Raw genomic sequence first — 26,526 nt, 5'->3', positions numbered from 1 at the left:
AAGTCAGCCCGGCCGCCATCGTTCCTGCGTCCAAGGACCACGCCGACCATGCTCGACTTCGCCCTGTCCGCCTTCGTGACGCTGCTGCTGGTTGTCGATCCGGTTGGCCTCGCGCCGGCCTTCATCGCGGCCACCGGGAGCATGCCCGACACGGCCAAACGCACGATCGCGTTGCGCGCGCCACTGATCGCGGCCTCGATCCTGGTGATGATCGCGCTGGTCGGAAACTGGCTGCTGCGCCAGCTCGGGATCGGCATCCCCGCCTTCCAGATCGCCGGCGGGCTGCTGCTGTTCGGCGTGTCCTACCAGATGATCTTCGGCGATCGACCGCATCGCGAGGCCCGCGAGGCCGACAAGGCAACCGCGGAGCACGCCTCCGATGTCGCAGTGTTTCCCCTGGCCATCCCCATGATGGCCGGCCCCGGGGCGATCGCGACCACGCTGCTGCTTTCCGGTAGCGCCGATTATGGGGCAAGGCTCGCGATCATCATCGCCGTCGTCCTGTCGGTCTGCCTGCTTTGCATGCTGTGCTTCGTCTCGGCCCACCTGATCGCGAAGACCCTCGGACGCACCGGAAATGCCGTGCTCTCGCGCGTTCTCGGCATGCTGCTCGCGGCCTATTCCGTGCAGTTCGTGATCAACGGGATTGCGGCCGTCCGGGCCAGCCTGTCATAGGGCTGCGGCGTCAGGTGAATCCGTTGATTTTGCCGCCCATTTCGTGATTTTGCCGGAAGGGCGCCGAGGCGGCACCCGATCCGGGCCGCTTTCGCTTGCACTGCCATATTGCTTTGACGTACTTCCGGTCTAACAAGCCCATCGTCAGGAATCGGGATGTCGATGACAACGGACGAGGTCGCCAAGAGACAGGCCATCATCGACGCTTGCCGGCGCATGAATGCGCTCGGCATCAACCAAGGCACCTCCGGCAATATCTCCGTCCGGCATGTGGACGGGCTCTTGGTCACGCCGACCAGCGTGCCCTATGAGGCCATGACGCCCGAGCAGATCGTCTTCATGACCATGGACGGCGCGCATGCGCCCGATCAGAAGCCGTCGAGCGAATGGCGGTTTCACCGCGACATCCTGAAGTCGCGGCCCGACGTCAACGCCGTGGTGCACGCCCATCCGACCTATTGCACCATCCTGGCGATCATGGGCATGGAGATTCCGCCGGTGCACTACATGATCGCAGCGGCCGGCGGCGACAGCATCCGCTGCGCGCCCTATGCGACGTTTGGAACCGCGGAATTGTCCGAACATGCGGTGCGGGCGCTGGAGGGCCGGCTGGCTTGCCTGCTCGACCACCACGGCATGATTGCGATCGGCAAGACATTGGACAAGGCGATGTGGCTCGCCGTCGAGGTCGAGACGCTGGCGCGGCAATATCACGGCTGTCTCCAGGTCGGGCAACCGCCGTTGCTCCCCAGTGAGGAGATCGAGCGGGTCCGCCAGCGCATGGCCGGCTACGGCCTGTCGGAAGGGTAGGGCAGGCAGAAAGTGTTCGTGCGGCTCAGGCATCTCGTCGATCGCAAGGGAACGAACCGGACCATGGTTCGGCTGCGCGCCCTCTTGCGCAGCAACGAGTTCTACCTGATCCCGCTGGCGCTGGTGATCGGCACGCTGGCCGGGGCGATCGTGACGCTGATGGCCGAGATCGCGCAGATCGCGCATGTGGTGATCTACGGCATCCCCATCGACGTGCGCCTCTCCTCCAATGCCTATGTGAGTCCGTGGGCGGCGCTGATCGCGCCTGCGCTCGGCGGGCTGGCGCTCGGCATCATGGAATGGTCGCGGCGGCGCATGAAGATCTCGAGCGCGGTCGACCCGATCGAGGCGAATGCGCTGCGCGGCGGCAATCTGTCGATGCGCGACAGCGTGGTGGTGTCGAGCCAGACGCTGATCTCCAACGGCTGCGGCGCCTCGGTCGGCCTCGAGGCAGGCTATACCCAGATCGGCTCGGGGATCGCCTCGCTGTTCGGCAAGTTCTTCAATCTGCGCCGCAACGATCTGCGCCTGATGGTCGGTTGCGGGGCTGCCGCGGCGATCGCGGCGGCGTTCGGCGCGCCGATCACCGGGGCCTTCTATGCCTGCGAGCTGATCGTCGGCGTCTATTCGGTCGGCAGCGCCGCGCCGATCCTGGCCGCCTCGCTCGCCGGCGCGCTGACCGCGCAATGGCTCGGCGGCGCGCCGTACTCGCTGGAGATCCCAAAGGTCAGCGCCGTCGGCGTCGAGCAATACCTGGCTCTGATCGGGCTCGCGCTGGTCACCAGCGGCGTCGGCATCGCCGTGATGCGCTCCTCGCCGATGTTCGAGCGGCTGTTCAAATGGATGCCGGTCTGGTTGCGACCGGTGACCGGCGGTCTCATCGTCGGCGGATTCGCGATCGTCACGCCGCAGGTGCTGGCGGCCGGCCACGGCGCCATGGTGCTCGATCTCTTTCACGAGATGGCGATCGGCATGATCGCGCTGATCATCGCCTTGAAGGTGACGGCCTGCCTGATCTCGCTCGCCTCGGGCTTCCGCGGCGGTCTGTTTTTCGCATCGCTGTTTGTCGGCAGCCTGATCGGCAAGTTCTTCGCCGCGGTGTTGCTCCTGATCAGTCCGAACTTTGCGATCGATCCGCTGGTCGCGATGCTGACGGGCATGGCGACACTCGGCGTCGCCATTGTCGGCGGCCCGCTCACCATGTCGTTCCTGGTGCTCGAGATGACCCGCAACGTCGACGTCACCGCCGTGGTGCTGGCCGGCTGCATCGTCACCTCGATCTGCGTCCGCTTCATGTTCGGCCATTCCTTCTCGACCTGGCGCCTGCATCTGCGTGGCGAGACCATCCGCAGTGCCAATGACGTCGGCTGGCTGCGCAATCTCACCGTGGAGCGCTTGATGCGCTCCGATGTCGGCAAGGTGCCCTCGACCACCACGATCGCCGCCGTCCGCCGCGAATTCGTGCTGGGCTCGCGGCCGGGCGTGGTTATCGTCAACAACGCCGACGAATATGTCGGCCTCGTCCTGCTGCCCGATTTGTTCTCCAACGACCTCGACACCATCGCCGACGAGATCCAGGTGATCGAGCTCGCCCGTCTGATCGACATCGTGCTGATCCCGGAAATGAACGTGAAGTCGGCGATGGCGGTGTTCGACGAGGCCGAAGCCGAGATGCTGGCGGTGGTCGATTCCACCGACAGCCGCAAGGTGGTCGGCTTCCTCACCGAAAACTTCGCCCGCCGCCGCTATGTCGAGGAGATCGACAAGGCGACGCGCGGCGTGCTGGGCGCGCTGTCGTAGGATCACGGAGCCTTGGGTGCGGGACGGCGGCTCCATGCGCCGCCGTCCACGCCATTATCGCCCCGGCTGCGACGGGGGCGCGACAAGGAGCGTCACGATCCGCCGGACCATCGGCAGCACCACGAGCAGCGTCGGAAAGGCGACCAGCCAGGATAGCGCCCAGGCGCCCGGCCAGGTCGCGAGGAACGCCGGCGTTGCTCCCAGGCTCCGAAGCGTCGAAATGACCGACACCACGGCCGTCATGAGGATGGACAGCACGAATGGCATCACGATCGGCGCATAGCGCGCCGGCAGTTTGCGAACCACAATCATCTGATTTCTCTTGGAAAAGGACGCGTCAGTCACGTTGAACCCATCAAATGGCATCGATCCCGACAGCGTCGGTTGATGCGTTGGTTCACGTGAAACGCTTACGGCGACCGGAAAAACGGCGCGGCTGTTCATTATCCGCTCAGGTTGGAGGGCGCAAGCTGGGATGCGGCCGTTCGATTTACAATCGTTCGAAGCGTGGCGGATTGCCGCGATCAGGAAACCATTTCAGTGGTTTGCGCGTTACACACTGTTTGCTTATCTATTTTTTGAGCCAGAACAGAGGAAGATCAAGATGAGTGATGGACCGAAGAGATCCGCAGCCGGCCGCAACACGGTCTTGGCCGCGCTCGCAGGCGTGGCGCTGCTCGCAGCCTCTGCGTCGCCCTCGGCCGCGGCATCCCAGGGGTCGGCCCCGGCGGTGTCCGCAAAGGCTGCAGCGGCAGCCCAAGCTTCCTCCGACGTCACCGATTTCAGCGCAGCCCGGCGTCACCATTATTATCGACGCGGGCCGAACGCCGCCGGTCTCGCCTTCATGGGCCTTGCTGCGGGGGTGATCGGTGGCGCCATCGCCGAGAGTCGGCGTCAGGAGTATTACGAGAACCGCTATTACGGCCCGCGCCGATACTACGGCGGCCCAGGCTATTACGGCGGCGGTGGCGGTCTGTATTACGACCCGGGCTACGGCTACCAGCCATATTAGGTGGTCGTTTCGTCCGGATGAAGTTAGCGGGTCGGCGCGAAGTGCCGCCCGGCGCAATCCGTAGAGACAATGAGCGACTCCATCGCCGTCACCCCCGCGTGACGGCAGAGCCGTTGTCGCTGGATGTGCTCGCCTCTCCGGCGGGCCTCGAAGGATGACGGAGCGGGGGAGGTTGGCCTGTGTCGCCCTCGGTCAATCCGTCTCGCTAAAGATATTCCACTTTACCGAAATTCGGAAATGGCGTATGTGTTGCCCATCCCGGTTCACCAGGAGGGGCGATCTCGAGGTCGTCTTGATCGCGAGCCGGGCTTGCGGTGGACGCGGCAGCGTCGGCACGAGATGGGACGGGCAGGGCGGGGTGTCCCTGTGAGCCCGAAACCGCGTGTGGACGAGCGGCGCTGCTAGGCTTCGTCTCGCCTGTAAGTTTCGCAGCTCCGTCGACGGGGTTGGAAATACTGCGGCGACATGGCGGGCCGTGCGTACGGCAAAACCGTGTGGTCCTAACCGTCGTTGCTACGGTCAAGCCGGATCGAAGATGCGCGCGAGCCCAACCGGGTGGACGGCATCATTCAATTCGAACGGCGAGGGAGGCCAAAGGAAAGTTCGGCTCCCGGGAGAGCGCGGCATAAGCCGTCCGACCATCGCGCAGGGAAGGCCGAGTGATCGGCACCACCTGTATGCTGCTGTGCGGTTCTCTCTGCGTGTGCATTTCGCGCAGCGGACCGCGGGTGCGATGTCAGCACCCGGCCTTCCCTGTGCCCTCTTGGATTTGAGGGTGCGAAGATGAAGCAAAGCTCGGGCGAAATCAGCCGCGAGGCTGCGAAAGTATGTCTGCGATCTGAACCGTGCCACGCACTGGGATTTCGTAGGGCGGGGAGAGCGATGCCGTCGCCTCATCCTCCGTCATCGCGAGCGGAGCGAAGCATCCGGAAATCCATCCGCGGAGAGATTCTAGAAGCTTCGTCGCATCAGCGCAAAATTGCTCGGCAATCTTGTCGCGAGCTTCTCGCAATGACGTGGAAAGAGTGCCTCACACTCCATTCGCGTGCCCCGGACGCAGCGCAGCGCCCTTGCGATGCGCTGCAGAGCCGGGACACGCGATGACGTGCTGCCTCCTGCTCTTTCGTTCCGCCCCGGTCATCCGATGCGAAGCCCGCCGGCACACGCCGGTCAAATATTCGGCAATCATGCCCACTAGCGCCGATGGACTTGCCGGCCGCAATCCGGTTCAATGGCATCAATTAAGCTTCCAGGCGACAACGATGTCGAGATATCTGCTGGTCCTGCTGCTGCTGGCCTCGCCGGTGGCGGCGCAAGTCAAGATGACGCCGAAGACCAATGCGGCGCATCCCGATCCCTGTGCCCCGATCGGGCGGACCGCGGATGGCAAGCTGGTGTATTCGATGAAATGCGAGACCCTGCCGACACCGCCCGCACCGTCGCCGGAAGCGGAACTGAAGGAGGCGCCGGCGCAGGCAGCGGCCGAGCCGGAGGTCAGGCGGAGCGGCATTTTCGGCTGGTCCTACGACCGCAGGTGATGCGACCGCGCCACTTGCGCGAAGCGGGCGGGAGTGCTCTTGCTTGAGCGTTTCCCGGGGCCACCCGGCCCGATCCAGAGAGACGCGATGAGCAAACTCGTTATCCGCGCCGGCGAATTCAGCTTCGACGCCCGCTTCGAGGAGCAGCTGGCACCCAAGACGGTCGCCGCCTTTCGCAAGTCGCTGCCGTTCGAAAGCCACATCATTCACGTGCGCTGGAGCGGCGAAGCCGTGTGGATGCCGCTCGGCGATCTCGATTTCGGCGTCGGCTACGAGAATCCCACCAGCTATCCCGCGCCCGGCCATATCATTCTCTATCCCGGCGGCATCAGCGAGACCGAGATCCTGCTGGCCTATGGCGGCGTGCGTTTCGCGAGCAAGATGGGGCAGCTCGCCGGCAACCATTTCATCACGCTGACCTCTGGCCTTGAGAATCTCGCAACACTGGGCAACAGCGTGCTGTGGAAGGGCGCCTTGCCGATCCGCTTCGAGGAAGTCTGACTTGACCGATAGCAATTACCCGCGCGATCTCCGCGGCTACGGCCGCAACCCGCCGCACCCGGAATGGCCCGATGATGCCCGCATCGCGGTGCAGTTCGTCGTCAATTTCGAGGAGGGCGGCGAGAACAACATCCTGCATGGCGACCGCGCCTCGGAAGCCTTCCTGTCCGACGTGCTCGGCGCCCAGCCGTGGCCCGGCCAGCGCCACGCCAATATCGAATCGATGTTCGAATACGGCTCGCGCGCCGGCTTCTGGCGGCTGTGGCGGATGTTCGGCGAGCGCAACTGGCCGACCACGGTGTTCGGCGTCGCCACTGCGCTGAAGCGCAACCCCGAGATCGTTGCTGCGATGAACGAGGCGGGTTGGGACATCGCCAGCCACAGCCTGAAATGGATCGAGCACAAGGACATGACCGAGGCGCAGGAGCGCGCCGAGATCGCGGAGGCGATCCACGTCCATACCGAAGCCACCGGCACGCGACCGCTCGGCTGGTACACCGGACGTTCCTCGATCAACACCAACCGCCTGTTGATGGAGGAGGGCGGTTTCCTCTATCTCTGCGACTCCTACGCCGACGATCTGCCCTACTGGATCAAGGGCGCGAACGGCAAGCAGCTCGTCATTCCCTATACGCTTGACGCCAACGACATGCGGTTCATCAACCCGCAGGGCTTTGCCGAAGGTGAGCAGTTTTTTACCTACCTCAAGGACGCCTTCGACGTGCTCTATGCCGAGGGGCAGACCGCGCCGAAGATGATGTCGGTCGGCCTGCACTGCCGCCTCGCCGGCCGGCCCGGCCGCGCTGCGGGCCTGATCCGCTTCCTCGACTATATCGGCAAGCACGAGCGTGTCTGGGTACCGACGCGATTGCAGATCGCGCAGCACTGGCACGCCAGGCACGCGCATCTTGCCGCCGACGCATTTGAGATCGGTTGATCATGCCGCAAATCTCTCTGTCCGATCTCAATGCCGCCACCAAGGCCGACTTTGTCGCCGCGCTTGCCAACGTCGTGGAATATTCGCCGTGGATCGCCGAGCAGCTCGCCGACAGGCGGCCATTCGCCGGCATCAATCAGTTGCACACGGCACTGATGGGGGCGATCCAAAGCGCCCAGCCCGACGTGCAACTGGCCCTGATCCGCGCGCATCCCGATCTCGCCAGCAAGACCCAGCGCGCGGCAGGGCTCACGGCGGAATCGACCGACGAGCAGAACAGCGCCGGCCTCGACCGGCTGTCGGATGCCGAATATGCCGCGTTCGAGCGCGTCAACAACGCCTACCGCGACAAGTTCGGCTTCCCCTATATCGTCTGCGTGCGCCGGCACACCAAGGATTCTGTGCTGCGCGATTTCGAGATCAGGCTTCGCAACATCGTCAAGACCGAGACGCGCCGTGCGATCGAGGAGATCGGCCGCATCTCGGCACTGCGACTCGATCAGCTCGTCACTGCCGATGACAAGCTGAAGGTGCATGGCCGGTTGTCGACGCATGTGCTGGACAATCATATCGGCAGGCCTGCGGCCGGCATTCCGGTCGAACTCATGGAGCTCGCAACGCTGGGGGAGAGCCGCGTCATTGCGCGCGCGGTCACCAATGCGGATGGCCGCACCGATCAGCCGCTGATCGGCGGCCGCCCGTTGCCGATCGGCCGCTACGAGCTCAGATTCAGCATTGCCGGATATTACGCCGAGCGCAACGTGCAGCTCACCGATCCGCCTTTCCTCGACGAAATCCCGCTGCGCTTCGCGATCAGCGAGCCGGAAGGCCACTATCACGTGCCGCTATTGGTGACGCCGTGGAGCTATTCGACCTATCGCGGCAGCTAAACATGCTGCGCGGATGAGGCGACCGCCGCGGCGTCCGTCTCCGCGGCCGCGCCGCCGCTCAGGCCGTTGAAGAAGGCATTCAGCAACACCGAGACGATCGCGCAGAGCAGAATGCCGGATTCTAGCAGCGGCTGGAGATCGTGCGGCAAATTCCGGAACAAGCCGGGGGCGGCGAGCGGGATCAGGCCGAAGCCGATCGAGATTGCGACGATGAAGAGATTGTAGCGGTTGTTGCGGAAATCGACCGAGGTGAGGATGCGCGCGCCTGTGGCCGCCACCATGCCGAACATCACGAGGCCTGCGCCGCCGAGCACGACCAGCGGCACCGCCTCGACCAGTGCGGCGAGCTTCGGCAGCAGCCCGAGCACCAGCATGATGCCGCCGCCGGTGATGGTCACCCAGCGCGAGCGCACGGCGGTGACCGAGACGAGGCCGACATTCTGCGAGAACGAGGTGTAGGGGAACGTGTTGAAGATGCCGCCGAGCAGCGTGCCGACACCGTCGGCACGCAGGCCGCGGCTCAGCGCCTCGCGGCCGACGGCCCTGCCGGTGATTTCGCCGAGCGCGAGGAACATCCCCAGCGATTCGATCATCACCACGATCATGACGACGCACATGGTGATAACGGGCACCAGATGGAATTGCGGCATGCCGAAGCGGAACGGGACCATGAGCGCGCCCCATGGGGCGGCGGCGACCTTGTCGAAACGCATCACGCCCAGAATGCTCGCGAGCACGGCGCCGGCGATGATGCCGAGCAGCACCGAGACATTGGCGAGGCAGCCGGTCCCCCATTTGATCAGGCCGAGAATGAACAGCAGCACGAATAGCGAGATGCCCAGGCCCTGCAACTGTCCATAGGCCGGATTGGGAAAGCTGCCGGCGACGCCGTCGACCGTCCTGGTGAGCGTCGGCAGACCGCCACCGGCCCAGTTGATGCCGACGCGCATCAGGGAAATGCCGATGATCAGGATGATGCTGCCGGTGACGACAGGAGGAAACAGCGGCAGCAGCCGGCTGACGAACGGTGCGACGATGATGCCGAACAGGCCTGCGGCGATGACGGAGCCGTAGATGCCGAGCAGGCCGATGTCGGGCGCTGCCGCCATCGACAGCATCGGACCGACTGAAGCGAATGTCACGCCCATCATCACGGGCAGGCGAATGCCAACGCCGGGGAAGCCGATGCATTGCACCAGCGTCGCGAGCCCGCAGGCGAACAAATCGGCGCTGATCAGGAAGGCGACATCCTCCGGCGGCAGCTTCAAGGCGCGTCCGACGATCAACGGCACCGCGATCGCGCCGGCATACATCACCAGCACGTGCTGGAGCCCGAGCGCCAGGAGGCGTGGGATCGGCAGGACCTCGTCGACGGGATGGACTTCGCTGGTCATGGATGAATCCCCCGAAACATTCCTAACCAAACTTGTCGAGCAGCGCCGGAAACAGCCGGTCCGGCTTGAACGGCGGCGCGGTGAAGCGGATGCCGGTGGCATCGGCAATGGCGTTGCCGAGCGCGGCGGCGACCGGATTGTACGGACTCTCGCTCATCGACTTCGCCCCCAAGGGACCGACGGTGTCGGATGTCACGGCGAAGAACACCTCGGTGCGCGGCACGTCGGCGAAAGAGGGCAAATGGTAGTCGCGGAATTTCGCGTTGATGACGCGGCCGTTCGCGTCGATCACCATTTCCTCGTAGAGCGCGGCGCCGAGCGCTTGGGCGACGCCGCCTTCGACCTGGCCGCGGCACTGCATGGGATTGGCGACGACCCCCGCGTCGGCGGCGTGCACGCTCCTGAGAATCCTGAGCTCGCCGGTGCCCCGGTTCACGGCGATGCGAAAACCCTGCACGTTGAAGCCGACCGAGCGCGGCGTGCCGCCGGAATTGCCGTTGCCCGCGAACATGTGTCCGCGCTCGCGGCCGAGCTCCGCCAGCTCCGCAAAGGACATGCGCCTCACGCCGCTGACGACGGCATTGTCCTCGAGCACACAGGTCCCGACGTCGCACAGCCAGGCGCCGGCGGCGGCCGCTTTCAGCTCGGTCGCGAGCTGCATGGAGGCCGCATGCGTCGCCTTGCCGGCGACGAAAGTGCCCGCGCTGCCATAGGCGCCGGTGTCGTGGCCGCCATGGGCGGTGTCGGACTGGCGCAGGCCGATTTTGTCGACGGTGGTCGCAAGCGTGGTCGCCGCGATCTGCCGATGCACCGTGCTGGTGCCATTGCCGAACTCGGCGGTGCCGACGGTGAGGTCGAAGCCGCCGTGCTTGTTGAGCGCGATCGTGGCGTCGGCGAGATGGCCGGCCGGCGGCGCGGAGTCGATCATGGTCAGCGCGATACCGTCGCCGATCAGCCATTCCGGCGATAGGTCGGGCTGCGTGCCATCGGCCTGCATGGCGCGCTCGACGAGATCGAGGCACTGATCGAGCCCGTAGGAGCCGTAGACGACGTCGTGAAACTCGGACGGCGGCGGCGACACCATGGGGTCGCCGGGCCTGACGATGTTGCGTCGGCGCATCTCGTAGGGGCTGATGCCGAGCTGTTTCGCTAGCTCGTCGATCGCAGCCTCGATCGCGATCTGCGATTGCGGCAGGCCATAGCCGCGAAACGCCCCCGCCGGCACCGTATTGGTGTAGACCGCAAAGCCATCGACCCGCTTGTTCGGACAATTGTAGACGGCGATGGACTCCGCCAGGGCGTGGAACATCACGGGCCCGGCGTGATTGCCGTAAGCGCCGGTGTTGGAGAGCAAATCGAGCTGCAGCGCGGTGAGCTTGCCGTCGGCATCGGCGCCGGCCTTGATGTGGACCCGCATCGGGTGCCGCGTCGAGGTCGCGATGAACTGCTCCTCGCGGGTGAACTCCAGCGTCACGGGCCGTCCGGTTTTCAGCGCGGCGAGCGCCAGAATATCCTCGACGAACATCTCCTGCTTGCCGCCAAAGCCACCGCCGACGCGCTCGCAGAACACGCGGACCTTGTCCATGGGAAGCTGGAAGATGTCCGACAGCGCGCGGCGGGTCAGGAACGGCACCTGCGTCGAGGTGCGGACATTAAGCACGCCTGCGTCGTCCAGCCACGCCAGCCCGCCATGGGTTTCCAGCGCTGCATGCTGCACGCGATGACTGTGGAACGTTGCCTCATAGGTAACGGCCGACGTGGCGAGCGCAGAGGCGACATCGCCGAACTCGCCATGAATCTCTGCCGCAAGGTTACGCTGAGGATGGGCGATGCGGTTCGCGGTGGTGCGGTCAGGATGAATGATCGGCGCGCCCGCCGCCATCGCCTGCTCGGGGTCGATCAGCGCCGGCAGAATCTCGTAGTCGACCTTCAGCCGCCGGCAGGCCTCCTCGGCCGCGGCTTCGGTCTCGGCAACGATTGCAGCAACGCGCTGCCCGATGAAGCGGACGACGTCGTCGAGGATGCGGGTGTCCTCGGGGTCCATCCAATCCATCTCGTGCCGCGCGGTCGAGATCAGCACCGGGGGCGCGTCGTCGTGCGTGAGCACCGCGTGCACGCCCGGAACCTTCAGTGCCTCCGATTTGTCGATCGCGACGATCCTGGCGTGAGCATGAGGCGACCGCACCAGCTTGACGTGGAGCAGGCCGTCGATCGCTGTGTCGAACGTGTAGCGCGCCGCACCACGGACGATGTCGGGGCCTGCCGGGGCCGGCAGGCTGCGGCCGAAGGCGGCGCCGGGCTCGACGCTCGCCTCGACATTGATCCTGCCAAGCAATGCATCCTCGATCGCGCGGTAGCCGGTGCAGCGGCAGATATTGCCCTTCAGTGCCGCGCCGAGATCGGTGCGCTGGGCCTGGTTCAGCGAGGCGCAGGTCAGGATCATGCCGGCGGTGCAGAAGCCGCATTGAAAGCCCTGCGCATCGAGGAAGGCCTGCTGCATGGGATGCGGGCCGTGGTCGCCGCCAAGACCTTCGATCGTGGTCACGGGGCGTCCCTCGGCGCGGAATGCCGGGATCAGGCAGCTGTGCACCGGCTCGCCGTCGAGCAACACGGTGCAGGCGCCGCAGTCACCGGCATCGCAGCCCTTTTTCACGCCGAAATGGCCGAGCTCGCGCAGGAACGTGCGCAGGCATTGGCCGGCGCGCGGCGCCTGCGCAAATGTCTTGCCGTTGATCTCGAAGCTCACGGTGTTACTCCCAAGAGCTCGCAGCGGATCTTCTCGGCAAGCCGCACTGTCATGTGCTTGCGCCAGAGCGGCTGTCCGTGGATGTCGGTGTGGTACAGATCATCCGTGATCTGCTGTGCAATCGCATCATGCAGCTCAGTCGCGTCCGGGGCGTTGCGAAAGGACAGCTGGATCGGCCGCACCGTCGATGCGGTGATCGTCAGCAGCAGTGTGCCATCGGCATCGAGGCTGCCGATGAGGAGGGCGGCCGAGCGGCCGACCGGCGCCAGCGAGATCTGGCGAAACGCCGTGCGGCGTTTCAACGCGGCAAGCGGAATATCGATCTGGCGAAGCAGGTCCCCCGGCGTCAGGCGGTTGCGCTGGTTGCCGGTGACGAAGTCGACGACCGGAATCTTCTGCTCACCGCCACCGGCCTTCCAGATGGTGCAGACGCCATCGAGTGCCGCGGTGAGCGAGATCATCGGCCCTGCCGGCAACGACATGCAGAGATTGCCGCCGACAGTCGCCGTCTTCCAGATCTTGAACGAGGCAAGAAAGGCCCGGCAGCACTGGCCGATCAGCGGCGCTGCGAGCCAGTCGGGCGGGCAGGCGAAACCATCGAGCTGCGCGACGGTGCAGGTCGCGGCGATGCTGAGATGGCTGTCGGTGACCGTCAGCGCCGGCCATTTCAGATCGGTGAGGTCGATCAGCCGTGTCAGGTGGGTTTGCGGTTCAGAGAACAGCCAGGTGCCGCCCGCGAGCCAAGCATCCCCTGCCGTCCAAACCGGCAGCTGTGCGCGCGTTTGCGGATGGGCGACCGCTGTGATGGTATTCAAATCCATGGCTGCGCCCACGCTTGCGTCGGGTGAATCGTCCAACGGAAAGTCTTGCAAGACCGGAGCCAAGTCGCAAGAAGAAGTCGCAATGCCAAGTCGCAGCAAGACCGTGATTGGACCCGCCTCCGCCTCGCGGTCCCGTCGTCAGCGAATGTGAGGAGAAGCGGGATCATGAGCGATGCAAGGCCGATCTGGATCAGGGATCCCCTGGCCATCCTCGCCGACGGTGCCGAGCGTGGGATTGTGGTGACGGGCGGCCGGATTGTCGAGCTCGTGCCGGCCGGCGGCACACCCGCGACCGCCGATGTCGGGGTGTTCGATGCGAGCGAACACGCCGTGCTGCCGGGCCTGATCAACACCCATCATCATTTCTACCAGACCCTGACGCGGGCGCTGCCGGCGGCGATGGACCGCGAGCTGTTCCCCTGGCTCCAGGCGCTCTATCCGGTGTGGGCACGGTTGACGCCGGAGTCGCTCGAGCTCGGCGCCACGGTGGCGATGTCGGAGCTGCTGCTGTCGGGCTGCACTACCACGACCGATCACCACTACGTCTTCCCGGCAGGACTCGAAGATGCCGTCGACATCGAGGTGGCTGTGGCAAAGCGGCTCGGCGTGCGCGTCCTGCTGACGCGCGGCTCGATGAACCTGTCGCAGCGCGACGGCGGCCTGCCGCCCGACAGCGTGGTGCAGGACCAGGACACGATCCTTGCCGACAGCGCGCGCGTGGTCGCAAAACACCACCAACACGGTCCGGATGCGATGGTGCAGATCGCGCTGGCGCCGTGCTCGCCGTTTTCGGTGACGACGTCCTTGATGCGCGCCACCGCCGATCTCGCGGGCAAGCTCGACGTACGCCTGCATACCCATCTCGCCGAAACCGAGGACGAGAACAAATTCTGCCAGCAGATGTATGGCTGCCGTCCGCTCGACTATCTCGAACAATGCGGCTGGCTCAACGCGCGAACTTGGCTCGCCCATGGCATCCACTTCAACGCGGACGAGATGAAGCGCCTCGGCAAGGCGAAGACGACCATCAGCCATTGCGCGTGCAGCAACCAGCTGCTGGCCTCCGGCTGCTGTCCGGTCTGCGAGATGGAGGAGGCCGGCGTCGGGATCGGGATCGGCGTGGACGGCTCGGCCTCGAACGACGGATCGAACCTGATGCAGGAGGTGCGGGCGGCGTTCCTGCTGCAACGGGCCCGCTATGGCGTAACGAAAGTCAGCCACAAGGATGCGCTGCGCTGGGCCACCAAGGGCTCGGCGGCCTGCGTCGGCCGGCCCGAGCTCGGTGAGATCGCCGTCGGCAAGGCGGCCGATCTCGCGCTGTTCAAGCTCGACGAATTGCGCTTCTCCGGCCATGGCGATCCCCTGGCCGCGCTGGTGCTGTGCGGAGCCCATCGGGCTGATCGGGTGATGGTCGCCGGACAATGGGCCGTGATCGATGGCGCGATTCCGGGCCTCGATGTCCCCGATCTCATCCGTCGCCACAGTTCCGCGGCGCGGGCCATGCAGGCAGGATAGGAACAGAATTGAAAGAGGGGGCGACCACAAGTGCCGGGTGCTTCTGGCCACCCCCTCCGAACCTCCTCCGGGAGGAGCAGGTGTTTTAGTCAAAGCAAGAAGCGTGCTACTTGCCCGGCAGCTTGTCGTCGATGCCCTTGACGTAGAAATTCATGCCGAGGATCTGGCCGTCGTCGAGGTGATCGCCGCCCTTGCACTCCACGGGCTTGCCGTCCTGCCCAATGATCGGGCACTTGAATGGATGCAATTTGCCCGCGGTGATCGCGGCCTGGGCATCCTCCGCCATTTTTTTCACGTCGTCAGGCATGTTGGTGTAGGGCGCCATCGCGAACATGTGGCTGTCGAGGCCGCCCCAGCTGTCCTCGGACTTCCAGGTGCCGGCAAGCTCGGCCTTGACGCGCTCGATGTAGTAGGGGCCCCAGGTGTCGAGGATCGAGGTGAGCTGGGTCTTCGGCCCGAACTTGATCATCTCGGAGTCCTGACCGAAGGCGAGCTTGCCGCGTTCGCTGGCAATCTGCATGGCGGCGGGCGAATCCGTGTGCTGCATGATGATGTCGGCGCCCTGGTCGATCAATGCCTTTGCAGCGTCGGCCTCCTTGCCGGGATCGAACCAGGTGTTGGCCCAGATGATCTTGACCTTGATGTTCGGGTTGATGGTCTGCGCAGCCAGGATCGTCGCGTTGATGCCGGAGACGACCTCCGGAATCGGGAACGAGCCGATATAGCCGAGCACGCCCGACTTCGACATCTTGGCCGCGATCAGGCCCTGGATGTAGCGGCCTTGATACCATCTGGCCGAATAGGTCGACATATTCGGGTTGCGCTTGTAACCGGTGGCGTGCTCGAAATGCACGTTCGGATATTTCTTGGCGACCTTCAGCGTCGGATCCATGTAGCCGAACGACGTCGTGAAGATCAGCTTGTTGCCCGCGCGGACCAACTGCTCGATGGAGCGCTCGGCGTCGGGACCTTCGGGCACGTTCTCGAGATAGGTGGTCTCGATCTTGTCGCCCAATTCCTTCACCAGAGCCTGGCGCGCGAGATCGTGCTGATAGGTCCACCCCAAATCTCCGATCGGGCCCAGATAGATGAAGCCGACCTTCAGCTTGTCGGCGGCGGAGGCCGCACCGATGCTCCCGGTGAGCAGGAGCGTAGCGGCCAGCGCAAGACATGATTTCCTCATCATCGATCTCCAAACATCAGGGGTAAGCCACGATCCGCAAGCGAGCGCGCCCCATCGCGCCCGTCGCGAAAATGAAATTCAGCGGTCAGGAACGAATACTGTCCCGAGCGCGGCCGGTGCCGTCGAGCCGCCGCTGCGCGCGCGGGAGAGCAGAACCAGAACGATGATGGTCGCGAGATAAGGCAGCGCCGACATGAATTGCGAGGGAATGCCGACGCCCCAGCCCTGCGCATGTAACTGGAGGATCGTCACGGCGCCGAACAGATAGGCGCCGACCACGAGCCGGCCCGGCCGCCAGGACGAGAACACCACCAGCGCCAGCGCGATCCAGCCGCGGCCCGCGGTCATGCCCGGGATGAAGAACGGTGTATAGGCGAGCGGCAGATAGGCGCCGGCAAGGCCGGCGCAGGCGCCGCCGAACATCACGGCGAAGGTGCGGATGCGCAGCACGGGATAACCGAGTGCATGCGCGGAGACGTGATTGTCGCCGCAGGCGCGCAGGATCAGTCCAGCGCGCGTGCGGTACAGGAACCACCAGACGCCGACGACGAGTGCAATGGAGACATAGACGAAGGCGTCCTCGCCGAACAGCACGCGGCCGACCAGCGGGATGTCGGTGAGGCCCGGAATGGAGAGATGAGCTGCCGGCGTGATGCGCTCGCCGACAAAGCCGGCGCCGATCAGTCCGGACAGCCCGACACCGAGGATGGTCAGCGCGAGACCCGTCGCAACCTGGTTGACGGCGAGCCCGAGCGCCATCAATGCGAAGATCAGCGACATCATCGTGCCCGCGACGATGCCAAACAGCGCGCCAATGAAGATGGATCCCGTGAGCCAGGCGCCGGCAAAGCCGCAGGCCGCGCCGACGATCATCATGCCCTCGACGCCGAGATTGAGCACGCCCGCGCGCTCGGTCACGAGCTCTCCGGTCGCGGCGATCAGGAGTGGCGTCGACGCGGCGAGTACGGCCAGGACGATGGCTTCAACGAGTTCCACGGGCCACCTGACGGTTCGGCAAGACCAGTTTAAAGCGATAGAGGATCAGGGAATCGCAGGCGAGCACGTAGAACAGCAGAATGCCTTGAAATACCTTGGTGACGTCCAATGGGATCTTCATCGTGATCTGCGCCTGCTCGCCGCCGATAAAAGTCAACGCAAGGAAAAGGCCTGCAATCAATATACCAAGCGGATTCAGACGGCCGAGGAAGGCAACGATGATCGCCGTAAAACCATAGCCCGGGGAGATGCCGGGCTGGAGATGGCCGACGGGACCTGCAACCTCGATGATGCCGGCGAGGCCCGCGAGCGCGCCTGATACCGCGAAGGTCAGGATGATCAGCCGATCGGCCTTGAAGCCGCCGAACCGCGCCGCGCGGGGGGCTGCGCCGACGACACGGATCTCAAAGCCCTTGATGGTTCGTCCGAGCAGGATTGCGGCCGCCGTCACGACTAGAAGCGCGATGATGGAGCCGAGATGCAGCCGGCCACCCTCGATCAGCAGCGGGACGGTCGCCACCGGGTCGAACTCGGCCGTGGTCGGGAAATTGAAGCCGTGCGGATCGCGCCAGGGTCCGCGCACGAGATAGTCGAGAAAGAGGTCGGCGACATAGACCAGCATCAGGCTGGTCAGGATCTCGCTGGCACCGAACGTTACCTTGCAGATGGCCGGGATCAGCGCATAGAGCGCGCCCGCGGCAGCTGCAAGCACGAGCATCGCCGGCAACACCCAGGCGCCGGCGTCGGTGCCTTGCGTCCTCACCGCGATCCAGCTTCCGGCGACCGCGCCGATCAGGAATTGGCCCTCGGCGCCGATGTTCCAGGCATTGGCGAGATAGCAGAGCGACAGTCCGATCGCGATCATCACCAGTGGCGTCGCCTTCACCGCGATCTCCTGGAGCGAATAGCCGTCGGTGAGGGGTGCGATGAAATAGGCGTGCAAGGCGAGCAGCGGATTCTTGCCGAGGATCGCGAACAGGATGATCATGGTCACGATCGTGAGGCCGACCGCGATCAGCGGCGAGACCAGCGCGATCGTGCCGGAGCGCTCGGCGCGCTTCTCAAGCACCAACATGCGCGGCCTCCTTCGGCTCCAAGCTGCTGCCGCCCATGAGAAGGCCGAGCTTTTCGCGCGTCGCCTCGCTGGCGGCGAGCGGCGCCGATAACCTGCCGTGGAACATCACGGCGATACGGTCGGCGATCTCGCCGAGCTCGTCCAGATCCTGGCTGGTCACGAGCACGGCGGCGCCCGCGCTTGCGAGATCGAGCAGCGCCTGGCGAATGACGGCAGCGGCGCCGGCATCGACGCCCCAGGTCGGCTGGCTCACGACCAGCACCGCGGGGTTGCGCAGGATCTCGCGTCCCACGATGAACTTTTGCAAATTGCCGCCGGAGAGGGACGCTGCTTCGGGGTCGCGCTTGGCCTTGCGTACGTCGAAGGTTTCGGTCGTCCGGTCGACGATCCTCAGCGCGGCGGCCGCGTTGATGAAGCCGCGACGGACCATGCCGCTTGCGGCGTGACCGGTCAGCAGCGCGTTCTCCGAGAGCTTCATGCGGGGCGCCGTGCCATGGCCGAGCCGCTCTTCCGGGACGAATGCCGCACCCAGCTTGCGCCGCTCCGTGATGGAGAGATGGCCGGCGGCAATGCCTTCGATCACCACGGTGCCCGGATCCTTCGACCGCCGCTCACCGGACAGCGCGGCGAACAATTCGTCCTGGCCGTTGCCGGCGACGCCGGCGATGCCAAGGATCTCGCCGCCCTTCAGTTCGAACGAGATGTGCTCGAGACGCACGCCATGCGCCTCGGTTGGCGCGAGTGAGAGATCGTTGACCACCAGGCGCGGTACAGTCGTCTGTCGGCCGGCGCGAGCCTTCACTTCCTTGATCTCGCCGCCGACCATCATGCGGGCGAGCGAAGCTGCGGTCTCGTGCCGGGGATCGCAGGTCTCGACCTTCCTGCCGCCGCGCAGGATCGTTGCGGTATCGCAGAGCCGCTTCACCTCCTCGAGCTTGTGGCTGATGTAGAGGATGGCGCGGCCTTCGGATCTGAGGCGTTCCAGCACGATGAAAAGCTGATCGGATTCCTGCGGCGTCAGGACTGCGGTGGGTTCGTCCAGGATCAGGAATTTCGGGTCCTGCATCAGCGCGCGGACGATCTCGATTCGCTGGCGCTCGCCGACCGACAATTGCCAGACCTCGCGCTTGGGATCGAGCGGCAGACCATAGGTTTTCGACACCTGCTCCAGCCGCGCCGACATGCCCCCGAAGGATTCTTGTCCGTCGAGGCCGAGCGCGACGTTCTCGGCGACCGTAAGATTGTCGAACAGCGAGAAGTGCTGAAACACCATGCCGATGCCGCGGTCGCGTGCTTCCGAGGGGCCGGACAGCACGATACGTTGGTCTTGCCAGCGAATCTCTCCGGCACTCGGCTGGATCAGCCCGTAGATCGCTTTGACCAGCGTCGACTTGCCTGCCCCATTTTCACCGAGGAGCGCGTGGATTTCGCCGGGCCAGATATCGATGTCGATGGAATCATTGGCAAGGAAATCGCCATACCGTTTGGTGAGCCCGATCGTCCGCAGCAGCGGGGACTCGCCGGAATTCAGGCCGTCAGGTGTCGAATCCAACATTCGCTGATGCGCTTGCATGGTGAAGTGTCTCGATACTGGGCCAGTTTGAACGCCGGCGTAAGGTGTGAAAATGCGTCATCCCTTGCTCAACGCTTTGGCAGGGATCGGGTGGCGGTGCTCGTACGCCTTGTCATCGCCCCGCGGGCGCGGCTCACGCGCGCGCTGTTGCAGATTTGTGACGGTTCAAGCCAAATCGGAACCGGTTAGGCAGACTTGACGTCGCAGTGAGCAAGATTGCGCCATCACGCTCACGCCCTGCGGATCGACGCCGCGTCGGCTCCCTGACCATCGCGCACCGCAACATTCGCCCGACATGAAAGAAGAGCGAAATCAAACGGGAATGTCCGACAATAGCCGGCTTCGCCCAGCCGCGCGCCTCGGCGGGATGCCGTGAAAAGCCTTTTGATTTCCAGGATGGAGCGCCGCCGCTTGCCGAAACAAGCGGCATGCCTTGGAAAAAGTTGAGGCTTCTCACTCGGGGAGATCGGCGCAAGTCTCGCACCCAAGGGCGTTTGTTGACGTGTCCAAACTTGGGGGTATTCAGGATGTCGTTTCGTTTCACGGCAGTGGCAGCAACGGCGCTGTCACTTGCTACGCTGGCCACCGGTGGCTTGGCTCAGGCGGCGGATCTGCCGGTCAAGGCTGCCAAGAAAGCGCAGGACCTTCCGTTCTTCCTGGTGATCGATAACCGCGTCACCTTCTCCTACATCTTCAACGCCTCGCAGCCCGGTGCGTGGTCGTTCCGGCCCGATGGGTCGATCGACAGCAAGACCACCAAGCAGGTCTACTCGTTCACCCATTTTGACGCCTGGGCGTACGGCACGAACTTCTTCACCATCTCGATGTACAAGTCCGATCACAATGACCCGGCCGGGCCCTGCACCAATGCGGGCACGATCTTCGGCGCGCCGGCATCGTGCGCCGGTGCGACCGAGATCTACGGCCTGTTCCGCTCGACATTAGGCTGGAATGAGCTGTTCAACACGAAAGCCTTCACCGCGGGACCGCTGCACAATATCTCGTTCGAGGTCGGCATGGATGCCAACACCGAGAACAGGTATTTCGGCGCCGCCAAGCGCGACGTCGTCGGCGGTCTGCAGTTTGCGTTTGATCTGCCCTACAAGGGTTACTTCAACGTCGCACCGCTGGTGTATTGGGAGTTCGCCAATCACAACGCGTTCAGCCAGTGCGGACTGTTCGGTCCGGGCGTTCCCGGCGTGACCTGCATCGCGGACGGGAATACCTCGTTCAAGCCGACCTGGGCCGTCGAGATCAACTACTACATGGATCTCGGCTTCCTGCCGCCGAACATGCAATATTTCTCGATCAGCGGCCGCGCCGGCTGGTACGGCAAGAAAGGCACCGACACCGAACCGCTTCCCTTCAGCCCGGCGAACGGTGTCTACAACACGGCAGTCGAGCTGAATTCGGAGCCGATCCGCTTGACCTTCGATGCCTCGAAGGCGGCCTGGGGCGACAAGTACTCCCACTTCGTGGACGTCTGGGTGGCTTACCGCTACTGGCAGAACAAGTTCGGTCTCGATCACAATCTTGCCGTCGGCTGTACGACGGCCGTCGGTGGCCGGACCGTGAGCACCGGGTCCTGCACCGAATCCTCGCTCTATTCCGGGATCTCCGTGAAGTTCTGATCGGTTGAGGTTTGCGGGAAGAAAGTAGGGTGGATTAGCCGCAGGCGTAATCCACCAACTTCGTTCGGCGAACGCGGAAGCGTGGTGGGTTACGCCAGCGGACTGCGCTTCGCGCAGTCGCTTTGCTAACCCACCCGACAGATCTGAGCTTGTGCCTACTTCGTCCACACGCCGTCGTGCAGGGCTTCGGCTTCGTCCTCGAGCGCTGGGCCTACGACCTCGGTCGGCCGCTGGCCGCTGGCAAAGACCTCGCGGCATGGCAGATCGAGGGTCGGATTCTCCGGATGGTTGCCGGTGACGCCGCGCAGGCGATGTTCGCTGAGGCCGTAGACGACGCGGCCGATGCCGGCCCAGTAGATCGCGCCGGCGCACATCGCGCAGGGCTCCGCCGAGGAATAGAGCGTCGCTGTCGCCCGCACCTCGCGGCTGAGCGTGCGGCAGGCCTGGGTGGCCGCGAGACGTTCGGCATGCGCGGTGCCGTCGTGATCCGGCATGTAGCCGTTCTCGGCCTCGATCAGCACCTTGCCGCCCGCGACGACGATACAGCCAAAGGGATGATTGCCATGGGTGAGGGCGCGGCGGGCGACAGCGAAGGACAGGCGCAGAAAGTGTTCGTCGCGTTCGGATACACCGGCCATCGAACCTCCTCGGTGAGTGTCGCGCCGTGTCCGCCGATCACGGCAAAATCGGCGTCGCTGGTCGTGCTTCATACACCAATTCAACGTGGAACCGGAGGCCGGCGGTCATCTGGGCGAAATACGAATCAGCCATGCTCTGGATGGTGGCCGCACCATCGGAGTGACCCTGGCCGCATAGGAATAGCGATATCTCGTTGCCCTCAGAACGTAGAAACCGATTTTACCAAGGCACGGCTGCGACGTTTGTCGCCAATGCCCTCCAGGCGGTCAATTTTCTGGGGGATCGATTCCTGAGAAGATCGCCTCATTCGTCATCGGCCATCGAGGACCTGTACCGGCACTCGATGGACAGCGCATTTTCGGTCACCGAGGCCTTCCTCGTCACGGGCACACCACACGCATCCGCTTACTATCCCCGTGACTTCGCCTGGTTCTATTCTGACGTCCTCGACCCCGAAACCATCATGGATGCGCAGGATGCCGTGCGGCGAGCCCGGCTGCTCGACAGGAGCATCCGTTTGTTGCTGGAGGCGGTTCGCGCCGACGTCGTCACGACGACCATCGTCCCGGCCGGACGCGGTCGATACCTCGGTGTGAATTACTTCTCGCGTCCGTCGGATACACTGCTCGGCATTCTGGCCGGCCTGCAGCAGATGATCTCGGCCGATCAGAGGACGTCGTCCTATTTGGCGATGTCGCAATGTGCGCATGCCGGCCGCCTGCTGCTGGCCGAATATGGCGGTGACCTCAAGCGCGCGATCCTCAAGCTCGCAAGCGAGCTCGAGCTGTTCGGTCATGACGGCACCGCCTCTTTGCTGTGTGATGCCCGTCGCCCTCGCTCCGCCGCAACGGATACCCGCGCCGAGCGCCGGCGCTTCGTGACCAATGCCTGCGTCCACACGACCTTCGTGTGGAGCGTGCAGCTCGGCATCGTCGACGAGAACGAGCTGAAGAGGCTGCTCGGGTGCGATCTCGCGCAGTACAAGAAGGACCTGCTTCGTCTGTTCGGCAGAGACGGATACATCAGGCATTCTCTGGACGGTCCGGCGAGTTCGCCGGCGTCTTCGGTCGCGCTGGATTTTGTCAGCGTGCATCGCGGCTTCTGGGATCTGAACGATGCGAGCGAGCGTAAGCTGTTCGCGGCCACGGCGGATCTGATCATCGCCGAGCCGCGCTTTCGCATCCCCAGCACGTTCCACTTCCTGGTGTCTGCCGATAATCCGCGGAACAAGATGATCCACAAGATTGCGGCGCCTGCTTACCAGGGACGTTCTTCCTGGCCGACGTTCAACGTCGAATTTGCGGATCGCATGTTGGACTATGATGAGTTTTCGGGGAGCGACACCTATCGTTCGTGCGCTCAGGGAATATTGAAGGACATTCGGACCGCGACCGAGCTGCACGGCGGATATCAGGAGCTGATCTCCGAGCAGGGTCTGAAATATCGCACCTGGGCCTATAAGGGCGCGGTGGCTCACTCCTGGTTTCCGCGTTTCCTGTCGGTCTGGAGGAGGGCGTATGGATCGCCGCTCCTGCAGTGGAGCGACTGACCTGCGCGGCGATATGCCGGCAGGGAAGGTCGCTGAGGATCAGCGCGAACGGCTCACGCCACGAGATCCAGCAACCGGCACGATCCGCGCACGAGCACCTTGCGGCCCGCCGGCGTTATCGCAGGTACGCCGTCATTGATGGCGACGAGGCCGAGCTCGACGAGGCCTTCGACGAGATAGGACTTCGAGAGGCGACGGTTCGACAGCGGGTTACGAAGTGTACGCAGCGCTTCCCACTGGTCCGGTGCAAGTTCGAAATCGAAATCGTTGCTCATGTTGCCTCAAGAGATCGTGCCGTTCGCGCCTCTGTTAGCGGCGCTGCATGAAGACCATGCGACGACAATGAGTCGGGAATTCGGTGGGCTGTTTAGAACGTCTCTTCACGAATTGCCGCACTTCGTTGCGACACGAGAAGTAGATCGTCTGATCGCGAATATCGTCCCGCGGTTCGATCACTAATTGATGATCCGCAGTTGATGTTGCGCTGCGAGCTACCGCAGTGCACGGGAAGTATCCCTGTCCCATTATGTGTCGCGACATGCCCAGATATCATGAAGCGGGCGATCCGGGATTCTGCTATTTTGATTCGCGGCGAATGACTTCACGCGGCAGGAGTGGAGTGCATGAACAGGCTCGTTGAAATTCGCAGTCAGGAAACCCTGTGCCGGGAGCGTGCGGCATTCGATCTTGATCGCCGGCTGTTCTGGCTCGCGCAAGCCGAGGAATGGGAGCAGCGCGCGCTCGACGAGATTGCTTATCACTTCCGGGAGTGCAACGTCGGCCAGGCGGAGCTTGTGCGAAACTGAGATTGGTCGCGAGCGAGACCTACTGATAGGTTGCCACGATATCCGACACGGCGCGCTCGAGCTGTTGCGCGGTGGCGCACTGGCGCACGACGGTACAGAAGGTCGCATAGCGTGGCATCTCGGAATCGCCGAAGCCCCAGGCAAGCCGTCCTTCGGGATTGAGCCAGACCAGCCGCTTCGAGCGCTCTGAGATGCGGCGCAGGATGTCAGCGCGCGGATCGAGATTGTTGCTGCGGGCGTCGCCGAGCACGATCACCGTCGTGCGCGGCGTCAGCGCGCTCATGAAATCCTTCTCGAAATCGACCAGCGACGAGCCGTAGTCCGACGAGCCGAAGCCGACCTTGGACATGATCTCGGCCATCGCCTCTTCCGGCGCTTTCGCCTCCAGGATGTCGCTGACCTCGATCAGATGCGAGGAGAAGGCGAAGGAGCGGACGTCGTCGACCACTTCGTGCAAGGAGTGGATCAGAAGCAGGAAGAAATCGGACACTTGCGCGACCGAGCCGGAGACGTCGCAGAGCGCTACGATCTTCGGGCGGTCGCGGTGCTTGCGCTTCCACGCCGTGAGGAAGGGCACGCCGCCCCACGCCGCGTTACGGCGCAACGTGCGGCGGACATCGAGATGGCCGCGGCGCTGGCGCTTGCGCGGCTTGGAATAGCGCTCGCGCAGGCGGCGCGCGATCTGGCGGATGAGGGCGCGCATCTCGGCGATCTGGCGCCGCTCGATGCGGGCAAGCGGCGCGTTGCGCAGGATCTCGTTGCGGAGGTTTTCGGCCTCCTCGCGGGCATAGAGCGCAAGCCCCTGCGAGACCGTATCGCGCACCGCCTCGCGCAAGCCGTCGAGGGCGGTACGCAGTCGCTCGGCCAGCGCGGGATTGGTCGCGGTCAGCTCGTCGAGATCGTCGCGCAGGCGCTGCAGGCCCATGGCGTCGAGGATGCGGCTGGAGAAGATGCCGCGCTGAGTGGAGTAGCGGATGTCGGACAGGGAGGCCGTACCGGAGGCGCTGGCGATGGCGGCCGCGATCGCATTGCGGTCCTGCGACAGCAGCATCTGCGCAAGCGGACCCAAATCCTCGGGAGATTGACCTTCGCCCGGCTCGCTGGCCGAGCTGGAGGAGGGCGACTGATCTGCGTCCTGCGACGCGCCGTCGTCGGGCGTCTCGGGCTGATCCTGCCGCGGCTCAGGCTGGCTGAAGAAGAGGTCAAAACAGTCGCCGAGCGCGAGCTTCTCGTCCTGCGATTTGGCGAGCGTCAGAAGCAGAGCGTCGCGCAGCACGGCACGGTCGGAGATGCCGACTTGCGCGACTGCGCGCATCGCATCGATGCTTTCGGCAGGCGAAACGTGGACGCCGACGCCCCGCGCCGCCCGAAAGAAACGATGGAGGTTCTCGCGCATCGGCGTCAACCGAAGACGTTGGACCGTGCCGCCTTGGCGATGAAGGTCGTCACCTGCGGCGATGCGGCCTCGATGTCGGCTTCGTATTTCAGGAGCACGTTGAGGGTGTCCTTGACGATATCGGTGTCGAGCTCCGTGGCCTGCAGCAGCACCAGGACGCGCGCCCAGTCGATGGTCTCGCTGACAGAAGGCAGCTTCTTCAGATCCAGCGAGCGGATCTCGTGGATGAAGCCGACCATCTGCCGGCGCAGTGCCTGCGAGATGCCGGGCACGCGGCTTTCGACGATGCGCTCCTCGAGCCGTTGCTCGGGGAAGCCGATATGCAGATGCAGGCAGCGCCGCTTCAGGGCGTCACCGAGATCGCGCTCGCTGTTGGAGGTGAGGATGACGGTCGGCGGCGTGATGGCCGAGACGGTGCCGAGCTCGGGGATCGTGACCTGGAAGTCGGACAGGATCTCCAGCAGCAGGGATTCGAATTCCGCGTCCGACTTGTCGATCTCGTCGATCAGGAGCACGCAGCCGCCCGGCTGCTCCAGCGCCTGGAGCAGGGGACGCGGCTCGACGAATTCCTTGGAGAAGAACACGTCGCCAAAATCGTGGAGCTGGTCGAGCGCGGCATGCAGCGTCTGCGCACCGCCCAGGACTTCGCCGAGCTTGTCCTTGAGGATCTGTGTGTAGAGAAGCTGCTTGGCGTATTTCCACTCGTACAGCGCCTTGGCCTCGTCGAGGCCTTCGTAGCATTGCAGGCGGATCATCTTCATGCCGCGCCAGGCGGCGATCGCCTTGGCGAGCTCGGTCTTGCCGACGCCCGCGGGGCCCTCGACCAGGATCGGCTTCTCGATCTGCTGCGACAAATAGACGGCGGTCGCGATCTGCCGGCTCGCGATATAGCCCTGCGCGGCGAGGCCGCTCTCCACTGCCTCGATCGAGGTCGAGGCCTTCTGATCAGCCACGAAAGGGCGCTCCCAAAGGTCTTGCTTGGGGCTTGTTCTGCCTGCGTTCCCGGCAAAGAACAAGCCTCGTTTGGGAGACATCAGAC

Annotated in this window: 24 protein-coding genes; 12 read left to right on the top strand and 12 right to left on the bottom strand. The window is 64.4% G+C overall.

Annotation, left to right across the window (positions count from 1 at the left end):
* Positions 1–48 precede the first annotated feature (48 nt).
* From ML401_RS25960 to ML401_RS25950, 3 genes are all read left to right on the top strand, one after another.
* On the top strand, positions 49–675 hold the full coding sequence (locus tag ML401_RS25960; RefSeq protein WP_194403549.1) for a MarC family protein: 627 nt from the start codon (positions 49–51) through the stop codon (positions 673–675).
* Between the two features lie 156 nt (positions 676–831).
* A complete protein-coding gene (locus tag ML401_RS25955) occupies positions 832–1,485 on the top strand; it encodes an L-fuculose-phosphate aldolase (RefSeq protein ID WP_211416550.1) in 654 nt (217 codons plus the stop codon).
* Between the two features lie 12 nt (positions 1,486–1,497).
* Positions 1,498–3,285 (top strand): chloride channel protein, encoded by a 1,788-nt coding sequence (locus tag ML401_RS25950; RefSeq protein ID WP_211416551.1) that lies wholly within the window; start codon positions 1,498–1,500, stop codon positions 3,283–3,285.
* Between the two features lie 54 nt (positions 3,286–3,339).
* Here ML401_RS25950 and ML401_RS25945 read toward each other — a convergent pair whose 3' ends face one another.
* Positions 3,340–3,597, bottom strand: a complete 258-nt coding sequence (locus ML401_RS25945; protein ID WP_212069170.1) for a DUF2798 domain-containing protein — start codon at positions 3,595–3,597, stop codon at positions 3,340–3,342.
* A gap of 292 nt (positions 3,598–3,889) precedes the next feature.
* Here ML401_RS25945 and ML401_RS25940 point away from each other — a divergent pair, with 292 nt between their 5' ends.
* The 5 genes from ML401_RS25940 to uraD all read left to right on the top strand — a co-directional run bounded on the left by ML401_RS25940 (position 3,890) and on the right by uraD (position 8,163).
* Positions 3,890–4,297: a hypothetical protein gene (locus ML401_RS25940; protein WP_194403545.1), complete on the top strand. Its 408-nt coding sequence runs from the start codon at positions 3,890–3,892 to the stop codon at positions 4,295–4,297.
* Positions 4,298–5,559: 1,262 nt separating this feature from the next.
* Positions 5,560–5,835, top strand: coding sequence for a hypothetical protein (locus ML401_RS25935; protein ID WP_285807421.1), 276 nt, complete (start codon positions 5,560–5,562; stop codon positions 5,833–5,835).
* A gap of 87 nt (positions 5,836–5,922) precedes the next feature.
* Positions 5,923–6,336 (top strand): DUF3830 family protein, encoded by a 414-nt coding sequence (locus ML401_RS25930; protein WP_285807420.1) that lies wholly within the window; start codon positions 5,923–5,925, stop codon positions 6,334–6,336.
* 1 nt (position 6,337) lies between these two features.
* The gene (puuE, locus tag ML401_RS25925) at positions 6,338–7,273 is read left to right on the top strand and encodes an allantoinase PuuE (protein WP_285807419.1); all 936 of its coding nucleotides are present in this window, start codon (positions 6,338–6,340) and stop codon (positions 7,271–7,273) included.
* A 2-nt stretch (positions 7,274–7,275) separates the two neighbouring features.
* Positions 7,276–8,163, top strand: coding sequence for a 2-oxo-4-hydroxy-4-carboxy-5-ureidoimidazoline decarboxylase (uraD, locus tag ML401_RS25920; RefSeq protein ID WP_285807418.1), 888 nt, complete (start codon positions 7,276–7,278; stop codon positions 8,161–8,163).
* Here the strand turns inward: uraD and ML401_RS25915 are convergent.
* Genes ML401_RS25915 through ML401_RS25905 form a run of 3 tightly spaced genes read right to left on the bottom strand, consistent with a single transcriptional unit; the run spans position 8,160 to position 13,124 of the window.
* Positions 8,160–9,557 (bottom strand): nucleobase:cation symporter-2 family protein, encoded by a 1,398-nt coding sequence (locus tag ML401_RS25915; RefSeq protein ID WP_285807417.1) that lies wholly within the window; start codon positions 9,555–9,557, stop codon positions 8,160–8,162. The genes uraD and ML401_RS25915 overlap by 4 nt on opposite strands.
* A gap of 22 nt (positions 9,558–9,579) precedes the next feature.
* Positions 9,580–12,303 carry a molybdopterin cofactor-binding domain-containing protein gene (locus ML401_RS25910; RefSeq protein WP_285807416.1) on the bottom strand — a complete coding sequence of 908 codons (2,724 nt, stop codon included), beginning with the start codon at positions 12,301–12,303 and terminating at the stop codon, positions 9,580–9,582.
* Positions 12,300–13,124, bottom strand: a complete 825-nt coding sequence (locus ML401_RS25905) for an FAD binding domain-containing protein (RefSeq protein ID WP_212067740.1) — start codon at positions 13,122–13,124, stop codon at positions 12,300–12,302. Before ML401_RS25905 ends, ML401_RS25910 begins: the two co-directional genes overlap by 4 nt.
* Before the next feature lie 165 nt (positions 13,125–13,289).
* On the opposite strand from ML401_RS25905, the gene ML401_RS25900 reads away from it, so the two are divergent.
* Positions 13,290–14,639 (top strand): 8-oxoguanine deaminase, encoded by a 1,350-nt coding sequence (locus tag ML401_RS25900; RefSeq protein ID WP_285807415.1) that lies wholly within the window; start codon positions 13,290–13,292, stop codon positions 14,637–14,639.
* Positions 14,640–14,745: 106 nt separating this feature from the next.
* Here ML401_RS25900 and ML401_RS25895 read toward each other — a convergent pair whose 3' ends face one another.
* The 4 genes from ML401_RS25895 to ML401_RS25880 all read right to left on the bottom strand — a co-directional run bounded on the left by ML401_RS25895 (position 14,746) and on the right by ML401_RS25880 (position 19,466).
* Positions 14,746–15,822 carry a BMP family ABC transporter substrate-binding protein gene (locus ML401_RS25895; protein WP_285812746.1) on the bottom strand — a complete coding sequence of 359 codons (1,077 nt, stop codon included), beginning with the start codon at positions 15,820–15,822 and terminating at the stop codon, positions 14,746–14,748.
* A gap of 78 nt (positions 15,823–15,900) precedes the next feature.
* Positions 15,901–16,818 (bottom strand): ABC transporter permease, encoded by a 918-nt coding sequence (locus ML401_RS25890; protein WP_285807414.1) that lies wholly within the window; start codon positions 16,816–16,818, stop codon positions 15,901–15,903.
* Positions 16,805–17,893, bottom strand: coding sequence for an ABC transporter permease (locus ML401_RS25885; RefSeq protein ID WP_211419947.1), 1,089 nt, complete (start codon positions 17,891–17,893; stop codon positions 16,805–16,807). The genes ML401_RS25890 and ML401_RS25885 overlap by 14 nt, the downstream gene beginning before the upstream one ends.
* Positions 17,880–19,466 (bottom strand): ABC transporter ATP-binding protein, encoded by a 1,587-nt coding sequence (locus tag ML401_RS25880; protein WP_376717310.1) that lies wholly within the window; start codon positions 19,464–19,466, stop codon positions 17,880–17,882. Before ML401_RS25880 ends, ML401_RS25885 begins: the two co-directional genes overlap by 14 nt.
* A gap of 527 nt (positions 19,467–19,993) precedes the next feature.
* On the opposite strand from ML401_RS25880, the gene ML401_RS25875 reads away from it, so the two are divergent.
* On the top strand, positions 19,994–21,097 hold the full coding sequence (locus ML401_RS25875) for a hypothetical protein (protein ID WP_285807412.1): 1,104 nt from the start codon (positions 19,994–19,996) through the stop codon (positions 21,095–21,097).
* Between the two features lie 155 nt (positions 21,098–21,252).
* Here ML401_RS25875 and ML401_RS25870 read toward each other — a convergent pair whose 3' ends face one another.
* Entirely contained in the window at positions 21,253–21,735 is a 483-nt protein-coding gene (locus tag ML401_RS25870; protein ID WP_285807411.1) for a nucleoside deaminase, read from the bottom strand.
* 344 nt (positions 21,736–22,079) lie between these two features.
* On the opposite strand from ML401_RS25870, the gene ML401_RS25865 reads away from it, so the two are divergent.
* On the top strand, positions 22,080–23,285 hold the full coding sequence (locus ML401_RS25865; protein ID WP_285807410.1) for a hypothetical protein: 1,206 nt from the start codon (positions 22,080–22,082) through the stop codon (positions 23,283–23,285).
* A gap of 53 nt (positions 23,286–23,338) precedes the next feature.
* On the opposite strand, the gene ML401_RS25860 is transcribed toward ML401_RS25865, so the two are convergent.
* Positions 23,339–23,560 carry a hypothetical protein gene (locus ML401_RS25860; protein ID WP_194403533.1) on the bottom strand — a complete coding sequence of 74 codons (222 nt, stop codon included), beginning with the start codon at positions 23,558–23,560 and terminating at the stop codon, positions 23,339–23,341.
* Between the two features lie 348 nt (positions 23,561–23,908).
* Here ML401_RS25860 and ML401_RS25855 point away from each other — a divergent pair, with 348 nt between their 5' ends.
* The gene (locus ML401_RS25855; RefSeq protein WP_194403532.1) at positions 23,909–24,091 is read left to right on the top strand and encodes a hypothetical protein; all 183 of its coding nucleotides are present in this window, start codon (positions 23,909–23,911) and stop codon (positions 24,089–24,091) included.
* 19 nt (positions 24,092–24,110) lie between these two features.
* Here ML401_RS25855 and ML401_RS25850 read toward each other — a convergent pair whose 3' ends face one another.
* Together ML401_RS25850 and ML401_RS25845 are read right to left on the bottom strand one after the other, a co-directional pair.
* Positions 24,111–25,487: a VWA domain-containing protein gene (locus ML401_RS25850; RefSeq protein ID WP_285807409.1), complete on the bottom strand. Its 1,377-nt coding sequence runs from the start codon at positions 25,485–25,487 to the stop codon at positions 24,111–24,113.
* Between the two features lie 5 nt (positions 25,488–25,492).
* Positions 25,493–26,440 (bottom strand): MoxR family ATPase, encoded by a 948-nt coding sequence (locus ML401_RS25845; protein ID WP_027562443.1) that lies wholly within the window; start codon positions 26,438–26,440, stop codon positions 25,493–25,495.
* Positions 26,441–26,526: the final 86 nt, after the last annotated feature.

The organism is Bradyrhizobium sp. 62B, assembly GCF_030272265.2.
In the GTDB taxonomy this organism is placed as follows: Bacteria; Pseudomonadota; Alphaproteobacteria; order Rhizobiales; family Xanthobacteraceae; genus Bradyrhizobium.
Note: the sequence above shows the minus strand (reverse complement) of the source record. Positions and strands in the feature narration are given on the sequence as shown.